Origin of the sequence: Rhodococcus pyridinivorans, from assembly GCF_900105195.1 — a bacterium.
In the GTDB taxonomy this organism is placed as follows: domain Bacteria; phylum Actinomycetota; class Actinomycetes; order Mycobacteriales; family Mycobacteriaceae; genus Rhodococcus; species Rhodococcus pyridinivorans.
In genome coordinates, this window is record NZ_FNRX01000002.1 from 2,983,019 (window position 1) to 2,997,444 (window position 14,426).

General features: G+C 66.4%; 15 protein-coding genes and 1 pseudogene. 7 read left to right on the top strand and 9 right to left on the bottom strand.

Features of this window, described 5'->3' with window-relative positions; genetic code table 11:
- Positions 1-73: 73 nt before the first annotated feature.
- Positions 74-739, bottom strand: coding sequence for a class I SAM-dependent methyltransferase (locus tag BLV31_RS14180; protein WP_064060982.1), 666 nt, complete (start codon positions 737-739; stop codon positions 74-76).
- 129 nt (positions 740-868) lie between these two features.
- Between BLV31_RS14180 and BLV31_RS14185 the strand changes: the two genes are divergently transcribed.
- Positions 869-2,176, top strand: coding sequence for an alpha-hydroxy-acid oxidizing protein (locus BLV31_RS14185; RefSeq protein ID WP_033098145.1), 1,308 nt, complete (start codon positions 869-871; stop codon positions 2,174-2,176).
- Between the two features lie 7 nt (positions 2,177-2,183).
- Here the strand turns inward: BLV31_RS14185 and BLV31_RS14190 are convergent, their stop codons facing one another.
- From BLV31_RS14190 to BLV31_RS14200, 3 genes are read right to left on the bottom strand one after another with little or no spacing between them, the layout of a single operon-like run.
- On the bottom strand, positions 2,184-2,594 hold the full coding sequence (locus tag BLV31_RS14190; RefSeq protein WP_174556283.1) for an oxygenase MpaB family protein: 411 nt from the start codon (positions 2,592-2,594) through the stop codon (positions 2,184-2,186).
- A gap of 31 nt (positions 2,595-2,625) precedes the next feature.
- Positions 2,626-3,462 (bottom strand): hypothetical protein, encoded by an 837-nt coding sequence (locus BLV31_RS14195; RefSeq protein WP_019289388.1) that lies wholly within the window; start codon positions 3,460-3,462, stop codon positions 2,626-2,628.
- The gene (locus BLV31_RS14200) at positions 3,459-4,298 is read right to left on the bottom strand and encodes a MerR family transcriptional regulator (RefSeq protein ID WP_064060981.1); all 840 of its coding nucleotides are present in this window, start codon (positions 4,296-4,298) and stop codon (positions 3,459-3,461) included. The genes BLV31_RS14195 and BLV31_RS14200 overlap by 4 nt, the downstream gene beginning before the upstream one ends.
- Positions 4,299-4,442: 144 nt before the next feature.
- Here BLV31_RS14200 and BLV31_RS14205 point away from each other — a divergent pair, with 144 nt between their 5' ends.
- Positions 4,443-5,414: a pirin family protein gene (locus BLV31_RS14205; RefSeq protein WP_064060980.1), complete on the top strand. Its 972-nt coding sequence runs from the start codon at positions 4,443-4,445 to the stop codon at positions 5,412-5,414.
- A gap of 161 nt (positions 5,415-5,575) precedes the next feature.
- Here the strand turns inward: BLV31_RS14205 and BLV31_RS14210 are convergent, their stop codons facing one another.
- On the bottom strand, positions 5,576-5,980 hold the full coding sequence (locus BLV31_RS14210) for a DUF1304 domain-containing protein (RefSeq protein ID WP_019289386.1): 405 nt from the start codon (positions 5,978-5,980) through the stop codon (positions 5,576-5,578).
- On the bottom strand, positions 5,977-6,435 hold the full coding sequence (locus BLV31_RS14215; RefSeq protein ID WP_039587265.1) for a cupin domain-containing protein: 459 nt from the start codon (positions 6,433-6,435) through the stop codon (positions 5,977-5,979). The genes BLV31_RS14210 and BLV31_RS14215 overlap by 4 nt, the downstream gene beginning before the upstream one ends.
- A gap of 87 nt (positions 6,436-6,522) precedes the next feature.
- Between BLV31_RS14215 and BLV31_RS14220 the strand changes: the two genes are divergently transcribed.
- From BLV31_RS14220 to BLV31_RS14230, 3 genes are all read left to right on the top strand, one after another.
- Positions 6,523-7,611, top strand: a complete 1,089-nt coding sequence (locus BLV31_RS14220) for a helix-turn-helix transcriptional regulator (protein ID WP_064060979.1) — start codon at positions 6,523-6,525, stop codon at positions 7,609-7,611.
- Between the two features lie 187 nt (positions 7,612-7,798).
- Positions 7,799-8,788, top strand: a complete 990-nt coding sequence (locus tag BLV31_RS14225; protein ID WP_019289383.1) for an NAD(P)H-dependent flavin oxidoreductase — start codon at positions 7,799-7,801, stop codon at positions 8,786-8,788.
- 19 nt (positions 8,789-8,807) lie between these two features.
- Positions 8,808-9,392 (top strand): PadR family transcriptional regulator, encoded by a 585-nt coding sequence (locus BLV31_RS14230; RefSeq protein WP_006552020.1) that lies wholly within the window; start codon positions 8,808-8,810, stop codon positions 9,390-9,392.
- A 76-nt stretch (positions 9,393-9,468) separates the two neighbouring features.
- Here BLV31_RS14230 and BLV31_RS14235 read toward each other — a convergent pair whose 3' ends face one another.
- Together BLV31_RS14235 and BLV31_RS14240 are read right to left on the bottom strand one after the other, a co-directional pair.
- Positions 9,469-11,727, bottom strand: a complete 2,259-nt coding sequence (locus BLV31_RS14235) for an NADP-dependent isocitrate dehydrogenase (protein ID WP_064060978.1) — start codon at positions 11,725-11,727, stop codon at positions 9,469-9,471.
- A 568-nt stretch (positions 11,728-12,295) separates the two neighbouring features.
- On the bottom strand, positions 12,296-12,745 hold the full coding sequence (locus tag BLV31_RS14240) for a cupin domain-containing protein (protein ID WP_064061039.1): 450 nt from the start codon (positions 12,743-12,745) through the stop codon (positions 12,296-12,298).
- 49 nt (positions 12,746-12,794) lie between these two features.
- Between BLV31_RS14240 and BLV31_RS14245 the strand changes: the two are divergent.
- Positions 12,795-13,298: pseudogene (locus BLV31_RS14245) on the top strand (DUF2470 domain-containing protein); the annotation flags it as partial.
- Here BLV31_RS14245 and BLV31_RS25045 read toward each other — a convergent pair.
- Positions 13,257-13,448 (bottom strand): hypothetical protein, encoded by a 192-nt coding sequence (locus BLV31_RS25045; RefSeq protein WP_174556279.1) that lies wholly within the window; start codon positions 13,446-13,448, stop codon positions 13,257-13,259. The pseudogene BLV31_RS14245 and the gene BLV31_RS25045 sit on opposite strands and share 42 nt — an antisense overlap.
- Positions 13,449-13,601: 153 nt before the next feature.
- Between BLV31_RS25045 and BLV31_RS14250 the strand changes: the two genes are divergently transcribed.
- Positions 13,602-14,372, top strand: a complete 771-nt coding sequence (locus tag BLV31_RS14250; protein ID WP_019289378.1) for an 8-oxoguanine DNA glycosylase OGG fold protein — start codon at positions 13,602-13,604, stop codon at positions 14,370-14,372.
- Positions 14,373-14,426: the final 54 nt, after the last annotated feature.

Sequence of the window (14,426 nt, forward strand, 5' to 3'; positions counted from 1 at the left end):
CGGGTGGTCCGCTCCGACAGATCCGATGGTGAACTTCGCACCCTGCAATGCAATCGAATTTCCGCGTGCATCCTCAATCGCGGTGGGCCGACAGCAGCCAGGCCGGGAGCATCGAACGGCCCCTGTCGTCGCGTTGCCACGCGGCAGCCTCTTCGTCGCCGAGAAATGCGTGGATGAAGGCCGGCCGCACGTCGTCAACGGTCCAGAACTCGGCAACCACGTCGCGTAGCTCGTCGTCCGTCACGGGATTGGGTCCCTGGCCCTCTTCGGGGAAGGCGTCCTTCGAAAAGGCAAGGACGAAGAAGGACGCGTTCGGAGCAGCGGCACGGGTGACGGCGCTCAGGTAGGCACGGCGCCGGTCCACGGGCAGCGAATGGAACAGGGTGCTGTCGACGATCGTCGCGAACCAGCCGTCGAAACCCGTGAACGAGCTGATGTCGGCCACCTGGAAGGTCGCGGTCGTCAGTCCCCGCTCCGCCGCCGCGGCCCGAGCGGCCTCGATGGCTGTGGGCGACAGATCGAGACCGATCACGGTGTATCCCTGTGCCGCCAGACGGAGGGAGGTCTCGGCATGCCCACAGCCTGCGTCCAGCACGTCGCTGCGGAATCCGCCCTCGTCGATCAATCGGGCGATCTCGGGCTGGGGTTCGCCGATGTTCCAGGGTACGGGGCCCGAAAACCCTTCGGCGACGCCCCGGTAGATGTCGTCCCACGGTGCAACCTGGCCGTCCTCGGTCATGGATCCGACGGTACGCCCGCCGCCGGATCCACCGCACCGATTCCGAATTCGGCACCGGTAACCGGTTCACTCGGCCGGGTTCGTGAGGAAGGATCGACAAGCGCCACCGTTCGAGAGGGGAACTCACTCGTGACCGAAACCGCCGCATCTGCACCCGCCGGCCCCGGCCGCGAACGTCAGGGGGTCGTGTACCGCAACGGCGCGCTGGGCCGGCGTCCGGCCGTCCCGACGTCCTTCGGCGACCTCGAACACGCCGCGCGACGCGCGAGTTCGAAGCGGGCCTGGGCGTATGTCGCGGGCGGCGCCGGCGAGGGACGCACGATGCGCAACAATCGGCGTGCGTTCGACCGATGGGCGATCGTCCCGCGCATGGCCCACGGAGTCACCGAACGCGACCTGAGTACGACCGTGGCAGGCACGTCGCTGTCCTCACCGCTGTTGCTGGCACCGATCGGCGCGGGAGCATTGATGGCCGCGGACAGCGACCTGGCGATCGCGCGGGCGGCCGCCGCGACCGGCGTGCCGTACATCTTCTCCAATCAGGGCTGCAATTCCATGGAGGACTGCGCTGCCGCAATGGGCTCCGCGTCCCGCTGGTTCCAGCTGTACTGGAGTTCCGACGAGGATCTCGTCGACAGCCTGCTGCGGCGGGCCGAAGCGGCGGGCGCCGAGGCCGTCGTTGTCACCCTCGACACGACGATGCTGGGATGGCGTCCGCAGGACCTGAATCTCGGGTCGTTGCCGTTCGCACGCGGCGAGGGCATCGCCCAGTACACCTCGGATCCCCGCTTCCTCGACATCGTCCGGCAGCGGATCGACGCCGCCCGCGACACGCTGACGGAGCGACCCGATGTCACGTTCGGCGCGATCCGCACACTGCTGTCGATGACCCGCAACCATCCGGGTCGATTCCTCGACAATCTCCGCTCCCCCGTACCGCGCGCCGCCGCGGAGACCTTCCTCGACATCTACTCCAATCCGGGACTGAGCTGGGAGCATCTGGCGACGTTGCGGGATCGGACGCGACTTCCCATCGTACTCAAGGGAATTCTGCATCCGGACGACGCGCGTCGCGCCGTCGACCTCGACGTCGACGCCCTCGTCGTGTCGAACCACGGTGGACGCCAGGTCGACGGATCGATCGCCTCACTCGATGCTCTGCTCGACATCCGTGCCGCGATCGGCCGGGAGCCGACCGTGTTGCTGGACAGCGGGATCCGAAGCGGCGCCGATGTCTTCGTCGCGCTCGCGCTCGGCGCGGACGCCGTACTCCTCGGCCGGCCCTACATGTACGGACTGGCGATCGCGGGTCGGCAGGGCGTCGAGGAGGTGGTCCGCAACGTGATCGCCGAGTTCGACCTCACCATGGCATTGACCGGTGCCCGTTCGGTCGCCGATATCGACGAACGGTTCGTCCGGCCGAATCCCTCCTTCTGAAACAGGGTCAGGCCTTGCGCGCACGCATCTTGCGGTACGGGGTCTCGTCGATGCGCGTGGTGACCTCGGCGACCATCCTGTCGTACGACTCGTTCTTGCGGGCGATGCCGATGAGCCGCTTGGTGGTGCGCGCGGCGGCGCCCAGGTTCATCGGGCGGCCCTCGATGCCGTACATCAGGCGCGCCCACTCCGGTAGCAGCGACAACATGTCGTCCTGCACGACGACGAAGGTGAACACCTTCACCGGATTGCCCCACAGGTTCGGCTTCCGGAGCGCGTGCGTCACCTCGGCGGCGGCGAGCGACAGCGACAACCAGTGGCGCTGCTCGTCGACGTACGCCTCGAGGTCGGCGCGGGTGGCGGGAAGACGGGCCGGGTCTGCGTATCGGCGACAAACGCGTGGTCGTCGCGAAGTCACGTGCCAGCACCGCGATTTCACCCTCGTCTCGTCAGGCGAGGAGCGCGGCGTCGAGCACTCGGCGCGCCGCTGCGGGATCGTCGACATGGATCGCGAACCGGCTCACGAGCGCTGGACGGCGGCGATGTTCGAAGAAGGCCGGCAAGAGGGCCTCGACGGGTTCCGCGAGGACGAGATCGAGATTGGTGCCGTCGGGACCGGGCAGGAACAGCACCTCGCCGTCCACACCCGTCTCCGCCGGCTGGAAGCGATGGCGCGGGATACATCGCTGCAGGTTGTCGGCGTCGATACGTGCCACGACCTGATGTCCGGAGCGCAGGACGAGGCCGTCCCGTGTCAGAAGATGCGGGTTGACGACACGATCCGCGAGCCACCCCGCGAGAGGAAGAAGCGAGTACACCGAGACGATCAGCAACGTCCAGCGCAGCCATTCCCACGGCACGAGTATGTGGACCACCGCGATCTCGATGACCGACGCCACGAGCCACGCGATCGGCACGCTCATCGTGCCGCGGGTGTAACCGATCGTCGTCACCTCAGGTCCGGCGCCGACCCGACGTCCTCGTATCAGGAACCACAGTGCGCGGTAGCTTCTCAACTCTGCGCGGATCAGGGCCCCGGGCACGCGGCCGACGAGTTCGTCGAGCACCCCCGCCCACGGTGTTCCGGATCGGCGCAGGATTCGAACCCGCAGTGCGCCGACGATCAGCACCAGGATTCCCAGAGGTAGCTCGAATCCGAGCCAGACCTTCAGTGCTGTCACCGGTGTGAGGATGCCCAGTGCAACGAGGAGGGCGTTCGTACAGGCCACCACCACGGTGAGGACGAGAGCGGCTCGGTGGACGAGCCGGACGGTGCGCTCAGTCATGCCCGCGCTCCGTCCTGCTGCGGTCCCGACTGTGCGGCGACGCGCCGGACGAACCCGATCGCGACGGCCTGCTGGGCCGGGTCCGGAAGGAACTCGGCGAGCACCTCGGTGTTCGATTCGAGGGTAGTTGCCGCCTCGGCTGCCCACGAACCGAGCACCTCCGCCATGATCGGGATGTCGTCGAGCAAGGCGGTCATGCCGTCGATGACGGCGCTGACCTCGTCGGCTGCCGCGGTGGGATCTTGTCCGGCAAGTGCACCGAAGCGTCGGTAGACGGCGACCATGGCGTGCCGTTGTTCGGGGTCGTCGAGCAGGGTTCGCATGGCGTCGAGATACTCCGGTGATGCCTGCCCGGAGAGTGCGAGCATCTCCCAGCTGTCGCGTTCGCGGACGAACAGCGTCCGGGTGTGCGGGTCGTCCTCGCCGTCGATGAGTTCGTCGAACGCGTCGACGATCGGTGACGGCAGGGGCGAGAGCCGGTCGCCGACGCGGTGACGCTCGAGAATCGCGGCGAGTGCCTCACGTTTGACCTGCAGCGTCCGGATCTGATTGTCTGCCGCCTCGAGCAGCGATTCGAGGTCTGCGGTGAGATCGGACTCGGCATCTCGGTCGCTGCCGTCGGTGAAGTGGCCGCCGAGGACGGTTGCCACCGCACCCAGTGGAACACCCGACTGGGCGAGCCAGCGGATGCGCAGCAGACGCACCAGGTCGGCGAGTTCGTAGTCCCGGTATCCGTTGGGTGCCCGTGGGGGTTCGGGCATGAGCCCGAGCCGGTGGTAGTGCCGAACGGCGCGAACGGTGGTTCCCGCGGCCTGGGCCAAGTCGCTGATCCTCATGGCTTCAGCATCGACCCTGACGCTACGTCAGGGTCAAGCCATGAATGCGTCGGCGCACATCGGGGTGGGAACAACCCGAGAAGGACTGCGGTTGAGTGCAGTAAGATAGTTGACAGATCAACTACATGACCGAGAGGGGTTACCGTGCCTGCCGTAACCGTCGACAACGTTCTCGCTCTTCCTCGCGTCGAAGAGCCCGCACCCGAAGCGCTCTCGCGCCCCGTCCTGTCCGTGACCATTGCACCGCGCGGCTTCGAAGGCGAAGGCTTCCCGGTCCGCCGTGCGTTCGCGGGCATCGAGACGAAGTACCTCGATCCTTTCATCCACATGGATCAGATGGGTGAGGTGAACTACGCGCCCGGCGAACCGAAGGGCACCCCCTGGCATCCACACCGCGGTTTCGAGACCGTCACCTACATGATCGACGGCATCATGCAGCACCGCGACTCCCACGGAGGCGGCGGCACGATCGGTGGCGGCGACACCCAGTGGATGACCGCCGGCAGCGGCATTCTGCACATCGAAGCACCACCGGAACATCTCGTGGTCAGCGGTGGACTGTTCCACGGCGTGCAGCTGTGGGTGAACCTGCCCAAGGCCGAGAAGTTCGTCGCCCCGCGGTATCAGGACATCGGCGGCGGCGAGGTCGCCCTGCTGTCCTCGGCCGACGGCGGCGCGCTCATCCGGGTGATCGCCGGAGAACTCGACGGGCACCGTGGCCCCGGTTCGACGCACACACCGATCACCCTGCTGCACGCGACCGTGGCGCCGGGAGCAAGCGTCACCCTACCGTGGAACCCCGAATTCAACGCCCTGACATACGTGCTCGCCGGTGATGGCGCGGTCGGACCGGAACACCGCCCGATCCGGACCGGACAGACCGCCGTCTTCGGTAGGGGTGAAAGCCTGACCATCTCTGCTGCCGCGACACAGGATTCGCGCACCGACGCCCTCGAGGTGTTCGTGCTCGGTGGCAAGCCGATTCGTGAACGCGTCGTCATGGCGGGGCCGTTCGTCATGAACACCCGCACCGAGATCATCGAGGCGATGGAGGACTTCCAGGCCGGGCGATTCGGCTCCATTCCCGCCGTGCGCCCGTCGGACGAAAATGCCTAGATGGGTAGTTGCGTTAGGGTGGCTTCGACCCCGGAGATCGGGGTTGAAGCCACCCAAGTCGGCTACCGTGCACCGGGTTCATCCTCACGCATGCCACGAATCCGGTGTTCTCGACCGCGCTGAGCGAGGTCGAGAACACCAAATCGTCGGCCGCGCCGCTTCTACGCCAGCGCCAGCGCTACGAGCGCGACCAGCGACGGCACGCTCTGACACAGCGACCCCACCACCCCGGTACCTCGTGGACGGCTCATCGCCATCCGGTCCGAGGCGAACAATGCCATGCCGGCCAGGAACATGAACGCGCACGTGTAGACGACGAGGGTGCGGCCCGGGGTTTCGTGCCCGGTCCACCACAGGATCATGCCGGCGAGCGCTCCGGATCCGAGGAAGAGGTTGTAGAAGCCGACGTTGAACGCCCACATCCGCACCGGTGGAACATCCGCAGCGGGGACGCGGAACACGCCCCAGTGGATGCTCGGACGGCGAAACAGGATCGTCTCCCACACGAAGACCATCAGGTGCACCGCGGCAGCGACCAGGGCCGCGAGTTGCGCAACGACGATCATGGCGAGACCTCCTCGGCGAATCGGATTCCGTAACGGGTGGCGATCTGCCCGAACCTGCTCATCAGTGCATCCTCGGGCAGGTGCTCCTCCCCCAGCGCGTCGAGGTCGGTGAAGAAACCGCTCATCCCGGTCCCGGAGCAGACGAGGAGAAAGGCCGCGTCGTCGGTGAGCACCGAGAAGCTGTTCATCGTTCCCGCCGCGATGGTGAGCGTGTCACCGGCGGCGAGTTCGCAGCCCTCGCCGTCGAGGAGGACGAGGATCCGGCCGCGCAGGAGGTGGTAGGTCTTGGGCCAGGGCTCGGAGTGCAGCGGCGGTGGGCTGCTGCAGGGCGCCTCGACCAGCATGAGCTCGTAGGCGTCGCCGGTCTGTTCACCGGACGACAGCACGGTGACGACGGCATCCGGCACCGACAATTGCCCGCCCGTACTGGCACGTTGGAGATCAATCGTGGACACAACTGCGACGCTATGGATCCGGAAACAGCCGGACCATCCCCTGAATCGGGGATGCTCCGTCTTCCGGATCCAGCGCATACTGGGTTCATGCTCGAAGTGCGGGCGGAGCGCCTACGCCGCGAGATCCTGGAGTTCGCGGGCACCGGCGTCGGCGTCACCGCACTGCACCAGCGTGCCATCGAACTGGTCGATCGCACCGTACGCAGCGACTTGACGTGCTGGGCACTGTTCGATCCCCTGACCCTGGCGTTCGGTTCGATGACCAGTGGGCGCAACCGCATTCCCGGTGAGTACGAGCCACTGCTCGCGGAATCGGAATGCGGTGGACACGATCCCGCAACCTTCGCAGACATCGCCCGCAGTGGACGAACAGTGGTGCGGGCCTCGGATCTACCGTCGACCGAAGTCGCCCACAGCCTCCGGAACGCTGCGGTATGGCGTCCACTCGGACTCGACCGCGAGGTGCGAGTCGTCTTCACAGTGGACGGGTTGTGTTGGGGAGCGGCGGGTTTCGTCCGCTCGGGTCCGGACTTCACGGATCGGGAACTGGAGTTCCTGACAATGACCGCACCGGCGGTGGCGGTTGCGACCCGGGTGGCCGCCGTCCATACCCTGCACGCACGCCCCGGAGCCGATCCCGGTCCTGCCGTGATCGTGACGGATCCCGCGGGTAAGCCGGTCGCATCGACGGTCGCGGCGCGGATCTGGGAGGATCGGCTCGCCGGTCCGGTGCGACTGGCGCTGCTGTTGCGGGCGGCAACATTCGGGGCTCGGGCGAGTACGACCGGGGTGTTCCGGGCACGTATCCGCAACGATGGCGGAGGCTGGATCGTCGTCCGTGCGGCGCCGTTGAGCGCCGACGGCGACGAGGCCCGCACGGCGGTCACGATCGAACCCGCGGCCGACAGTGAACTCACAGACATGCTGTTCGCCGCGTACGCGCTGACCGCCCGCGAGTGCGAAGTGTGCACCGACGTGCTGAACGGACTGTCGACGGCCGAGATCGCTCGGCACCGGGGCATCACGCCGAACACGGTGCACGACCATCTCAAATCCGTCTATGCGAAGACGGGGGCGGGTAGTCGCGCGGAACTCGTCGCTCGGTTGGCCGGCCGGCAGATGCCCCGACCGTCCCTGTCGCCCCCATACACGCCGACGATCAGGTCCGCGCACTGAGCGATCACGCTCACTACACCTTGAGCGGGGTTGCTCGTTGTATGCCACAGTGCCACTCGGTGCATGCAGCTGCCACGCCCGAAATCCCTCTGTTCCAGAGCAGGTGACGTCGGCCCGTTGTTTTTTGCACCTTGTTGCACATAGTCTGGTGTGAGAGGGACCGCCCTAGACGAAGAAGGAACACACCATGACGCTGCCACCGATCCTGTCCGGCCCGCTGAGCCTGCCCCTGGTCGCTTCCCCGATGTTCATCGCGTCGGGACCGGAACTGGTGTCCGCCCAGTGCCAGGCCGGAGTCGTCGGGTCGTTCCCGGCACTCAACGCCCGTCCCCAGTCGATGCTTGTCGACTGGCTGCAGCAGATCACCGAGAGCAACGCCGACTACGCGGTGCGCCACCCCGAGGAGTACGTCGCGCCGTTCGCCGTCAACCAGATCGTGCACCGCTCCAACGAGCGACTCGAGCAGGACCTCGAGGTGATCGTCGAGCATCGGGTCCCCATTGTGATCACCTCGCTCGGTGCCCGAGAGGAGGTCAACGAGGCTGTTCACTCCTACGGCGGCATCGTCCTCCACGACGTGATCTCGAACGAGTTCGCGCACAAGGCGATCGACAAGGGCGCGGACGGCATCGTCGCCGTCGCCGCAGGCGCCGGCGGCCACGCCGGGACGCAGTCACCGTTCGCATTGCTCCAGGAGATCCGCCGGTGGTTCGACGGCCCCCTGCTGCTGTCCGGCTCCATCGCCCACGGCCGCTCGATCCTCGCTGCCCAGGCCGCCGGTGCCGACCTCGCCTACGCCGGCACAGCCTTCCTCGCCACCGAGGAGGCCCGCAGCGCCGACGACTACAAGAACATGATCGTCGACAGCACCGCCAAGGACATCGTCTACAGCAACCTGTTCACCGGCGTGCACGGCAACTACCTGCGGGGAAGCATCGTCGCCGCCGGACTCGACCCCGACGACCTCCCCGAGTCCGATCCGTCCGCCATGAACTTCGGGTCCGGTGGCAACACCGGCGCCAAGGCCTGGCGCGACATCTGGGGCGCCGGCCAGGGCCTCGGCGCGATCGAGTCCGTCGTCCCCGCCCGCGAGCTCGTCCAACGACTCCGCGACGAGTACGAGCTGGCGTGGACGTCCCTCGAACGACGCCGAGTCGCCATGATCGACGCCGGATAGCGTGACCTAGGCTGACGCGGTGTCTCTCAGGTTCGCCATCCTCACCGCACTGGTCGAGCGCGACAGCACCGGACTGGAACTGACGCGGCGCTTCGACCGGTCGATCGGGTACTTCTGGCCCGCGACCCACCAGCAGATCTACCGAGAACTGGACCGGATGCGGGCGGGCGACCTGATCCGTGAAGTCCCGACGGACGGAAAACCCGGTCGCGGTCAGCCCCGACGTTTCACCATCACAGCGGACGGTCGCCGACTGCTGCGCGGCTGGATCTCCGAGATCGAGGATCCGGACGTGGTGCGCTCCGGTGTCTCCGTGCGCCTGCGCGCGGCCGCGGCGCTCGACGATCCCGACGCCGCGCGTCCCGCGCTGGAACATCAACGCGCCTACCGGACGGCGATGCTCGAGCAGTATCGTGCCATCGAGCAACGCGACTTCGTCGAGGTCCGGGGCGACGCGCGGAGCACCCTGCAACATCTCGTGCTCCGCCTCGGCATCCTCCTCGAAGAAACGTGGCTGACCTGGCTGGACGAGGCGCTCGACACGATCGACCGGCTCGACCCGACACCGGATTCCTCCGCCGACCGCAGCGGAACGGTCCCGTAGACCGGAACACGAGAACCGGGCCGAGGCGTACCACGCGCGGGAGGTCGGCTTGTCTACACGGATGCAGGTCTACCTGTCACGGTGCGTTTCCGGCCTCAGGGTCGACTGCCGTCAGCGCGGTGATCAAGGTCCGACTCGGCCGCATCACGGCCACGGTCTTGTCCCTGTCCGGCCGGTAGTAGCCGCCGATGTCGACCGGCGCGCCCTGCACCTCGTTCAACTCTCGCACGATCGTGTCCTCGTCCCTGGCCAGTGCCTCGGCCAGCGGGGCGAACTGTTCTGCGAGTTCCGGATCCTCGGTCTGCGCGGCAAGTTCCTGTGCCCAGTACATCGCGAGGTAGAACTGGCTGCCCCGGTTGTCGAGCTCGCCGACCTTGCGCGACGGGCTCTTGTTCGTCTCCAGCAGCTTGCCGGTCGCTGCATCGAGCGCGTTCGCCACGATCTTGGCGCGCTCGTTGCCGGTCTTGATGCCAAGGTCCTCCAGGCTTACGGCCAACGCCAGGAACTCACCGAGCGAATCCCAGCGCAGGTGGTTCTCCTCCACCAACTGCTTGACGTGCTTGGGCGCCGACCCGCCGGCGCCCGTCTCGTAGAGGCCGCCACCCGCCATCAGCGGCACGATCGACAGCATCTTGGCGCTCGTACCGAGCTCGAGGATGGGGAACAGGTCGGTGAGGTAGTCACGCAGGATGTTGCCGGTCGCGGCGATGGTGTCCATTCCGCGGTTCAGCCGCTCCAGCGTGTACCGCATCGAGCGCACCTGCGACATGATGTGGATGTCGAGGCCATCGGTGTCATGATCCTGCAGGTACAGCTCGACCTTCTTGATCAACTCGTTCTCGTGGGGGCGGTACGGGTCGAGCCAGAACAGGACCGGCATACCGGAGTTGCGTGCCCGGGTGACCGCGAGCTTGACCCAGTCGCGGATCGGCGCGTCCTTGACGGTGCACATGCGCCAGATGTCACCCGCCTCGACGTGCTGGGTGAGCAGCACCTCACCGGTCTCGGCATCGACGAAGTTGGCCTCGCCCTCCTCCGGAACTTCGAAGGTCTTGTCGTGCGAGCCGTACTCCTCGGCCTTCTGCGCCATGAGACCGACGTTGGGAACGGTACCCATGGTCGTCGGGTCGAACGCGCCGTTGGTCTTACAGAAGTTGATGATCTCCTGGTAGATGCGCGCGAAAGTGGACTCCGGCATGACCGCCTTGACGTCCTTGGGTCGTCCGTCGGCGCCGTACATCTTGCCGCCCGAGCGAATCATTGCGGGCATCGAGGCATCCACGATGACATCGCTGGGGGAATGGAAGTTGGAGATGCCGCGTGCGGAATCGACCATGGCCAATTCGGGACGGTGCTCATGGCAGTTGTGCAGGTCCTGCTTGATTTCGTCGCGCTGCGTACTGGGCAGCGTCTCGATCTTGTCGTACAGGTCGCCGAGACCGTTGTTGACGTTGACGCCCAATTCGTCGAACAGCTTCTGATGCTTGGCGAAGGCGTCCTTGTAGAAGGTCTTCACCGCGTGGCCGAAGACAATGGGGTGCGAGACCTTCATCATCGTCGCCTTGACGTGAAGGGAGAACATCACGCCCGTCTTGCGCGCATCCTCCATCTGCTCCTCGTAGAACTCGAGCAACGCCTTCTTGCTCATGAACATGCTGTCCATGATGTCGCCCTCACCCAGCTCCACTTCGGGCTTGAGGACGATCGTCTCGCCCTCCTTGGTGACCAGCTCCATCCGGACCTTGCGCGCCCGGTCCAGCGTCATCGACTTCTCGCCGTGGTAGAAGTCGCCGTGCCGCATGTGCGCGACGTGGCTGCGTGAGGCCATCGACCACTCGCCCATGCTGTGCGGGTGTTTACGGGCGTACTCCTTCACCGCCCGGGGTGCGCGCCGATCGGAGTTGCCCTCACGCAGGACAGGGTTGACCGCACTGCCGAGAATCTTGCCGTAGCGCTCCCGGATGGCACGCTCTTCGTCCGTCTTCGGGGCGTCCGGGAAATCCGGGACCTGGTAGCCCTTGCTCTGCAGTTCCTTGATGGCAGCCAGGAGCTGCGGCACGGACGCACTGATGTTGGGCAGCTTGATGATGTTGGTCTCGGGCAGTTGCGTCAGACGACCCAGCTCGGCCAGGTTGTCCGGGACGCGCTGCTCTTCCGTGAGGTGCTCGGGGAACTCGGCCAGGATCCGCGCCGGCACCGAGATGTCGCTGGTCTCGACCTCGATGCCCGCGGCTCCAGCGAAGGTACGCACGATCGGCAGGAAGGCGTAGGTCGCAAGCAACGGCGCCTCGTCGGTCAACGTATAGATAATGGTCGACTGCTTGTCGGCGCTCATTCTTGTCTCGACTCCCTACGTCGGTCCGGTCCGCCTCACGAAATGCTCCGCGTGCGGGATTGCATCGGGTATCAGGCTACGTGCGAGAACTCGAGAACGACATTTACTCGCCGGTAACTCGAACTCCGCCGACAGGCTTCGACGGCCCCTCGGGCGCCCAACCGTCGACCTCATGTCCGCTCGCGACCGAGAACGCCGCAGTCCTGCGAGCCACCGCTTCGATGGCCCCTCGACCTGTCGTAACGCGGGTGCGACCGGCGCACAGCATCGCCGCCAGGAAAGAAGTCTTCACAAGCAGTGGGAAGACTACTGTCACAAGCGATTCCGTTGTCGAACCGGACTGCGATCCCTCGTCCGTCCGATCGCGGCTCGAATGCCGACGCCGGAAGATGCTGTCGGCGGGGACGATCGTTCCGTCGAGAATCGAGGTTCGTCGATCGTTGCTTGGGGGAGACGACCGCGGACCCGAGAGGGAACCGCACGCCTGCGTCCCGATGAAGTACTTCACATTTCTCGCCGACGACTCGACCCGAGCGTTTACCGACAGGAGCCCGCCACTACTCCGACATCAATCGCAGGCGGGCGCGGGAACATCCTCGAACAGCGGCGACCCGATCGGCACGAGGTACACCACGTCGAGGATCACCGGTTCCGTGCCGAGATTGCGACCGACGTGCAGATGGTCCGGACCCGAGGGCTCGTTGATGAAATCGCCGGTCTCGAACATGACAGGCTCGCAGTCTCCTTCAGGATGCGTCAAGGTGCCGGCCCGCACGATGCCGAGCACGGGACCATCGTGATAGTGCCAACCGGTGCTACCGCCCGGTTCGATGGTGATCTCCCGGGCCACGGCGTGCACGCCGTCGGGTACGAACGGCAGCAGTCCCGGTGGCACCTCGATGTCCACCCATGTCACCCCTGAGATGCCCTCGCTCGGAGTGGCGTAGGCCCACCCGGGTATCGCCACCGCTACTGCACATGCCGTCGCCGCGAGTACACCCTGCACAGAGCGCTTCATGCGCACGGACGCTACCGTCTACACGACACTGCTGCAGGACAGCTCGCATTGCGACCCGCTCGCCTGCACCCGCGTCACTGTGGCCGGGTACGTCGAGCGGCCCGAAGGCGAGGAACTGGCCGCCGCGCGCGAAGCCCACCTGGCCGCTGTCCCCGGGACCCGCGTGTACATCGATTTCACCGACTTCACGCTCTGGGTTCTTCGGGTTCGGCGCGTGCGCTGGGTCGGTGGGTACGGGCGGATGGATCCGGCCACCGCCGAGGACTATGCCGAAGCATTGCCGGATTCTGTGACCCCGTCGGCAGCTCGTGCGATCGCGCATCTCAACGACGATCACGCCGACGCGCTGCTGGCGATGGCCCGGAAGCTCGGCGGGTTCCCGGATGCGACGGCGGCAACCTGTGTCGGAGCCGACCGATACGGCCTCGACCTCGATGTCACCACGCCGCGTGGGCGAGCCATGACGCATGCCCGCTATCTGTCACCGCCCGACTCCGACTACAAATTGCGCTCAGCGACAGTTGCTTTGGCTCGCGCGGCGCACCGCCAGACCGTCGTGGACACGTCCGTCTGCGTCGACGTCGGCGGCGAGGGCGTCACGGTAGTCGAGTCCCGCCTCGTTCACCGTGACGCCGTGGGCCGACAGGTGCAGGTCGTGCCGGGCGGCGAGCGCGAGGGCGTCGGTGACATCGAAGGGTCTCATGCGGTTCACGCTCTCTTCGCCGCGTCGTTCCGGTCTACCGATATCCTCGGACGGTCGTGGCGGCCCACGTGCTGCTACAGGCGGGGAACAGGTCGGCCCCCACACGCGTGTCCTGCCCGGGAATCGCCGCCCACTCGTGGCAATGTCCACAGAATGCATCCGTACGACCAGGGGTTCGAGCCTCCGCAAGCGTGCTCCGAGTGGTGCCGGGCACGCTCGTTCGACCTGCAGGTGCTCGACGAGGGCGTCACTGTCGACCTCAAATGGTGGAACAGCCACCTCGAACGGACCGGGCACGATATCCGCCTCCGGGGACGGAATCTCGACGGACGGATCATCGACGACGGCGACGCGATCGTCCAACGCAACGACCTCCGCCTCGACAGTGAACTGATCGAAGCCGACCACGCCGGTCTGGGGCTGTTGTTCCTGTGCGCGGCCTGGCGCAGCGCACATCCGCGACGACGCGGTGCCCGACGTTTTCCGGACGTCCGCGACGCACACGCCCCGAAGGACCGGGACCGGTTCACCAAGATCAAGGGAGTCCTCGACTACTGCGCGAAGACCAAGTCGCTACCCGACACCGCGCGGCAGACCTGGTCCGGATGGCCGGACACCCCCGGCGTCGGCGTATCGCTCCTGGCGACCTATCTGTGGGCGGTCGAGGTGCGGACCGAGGCGGGCCCGGCGCAACTTCTCGATCAGCACGCGGTGTCGACGCTCATCCACGAAGGGTGGCTCGAGGATCCGTCGGTCGCCGACTTCACGCTGCGGCGCTATCACCGGTACCTCGAACTCCTCAACATGTGGGCGTCGTTGATCGCCACGCGTCCGGAGATGGTCGAGATGTGGCTCGTCGACCGGTGGCACGCCCGAATCTGCGAAGCCCGGGACGGGTCGCACGCGACTCCGCGATTGTTCTGATCCTCTTGGGCGTCGCGGTGAGGCCGCCCGAATCGTCCCGTGGAGGCTGATGCA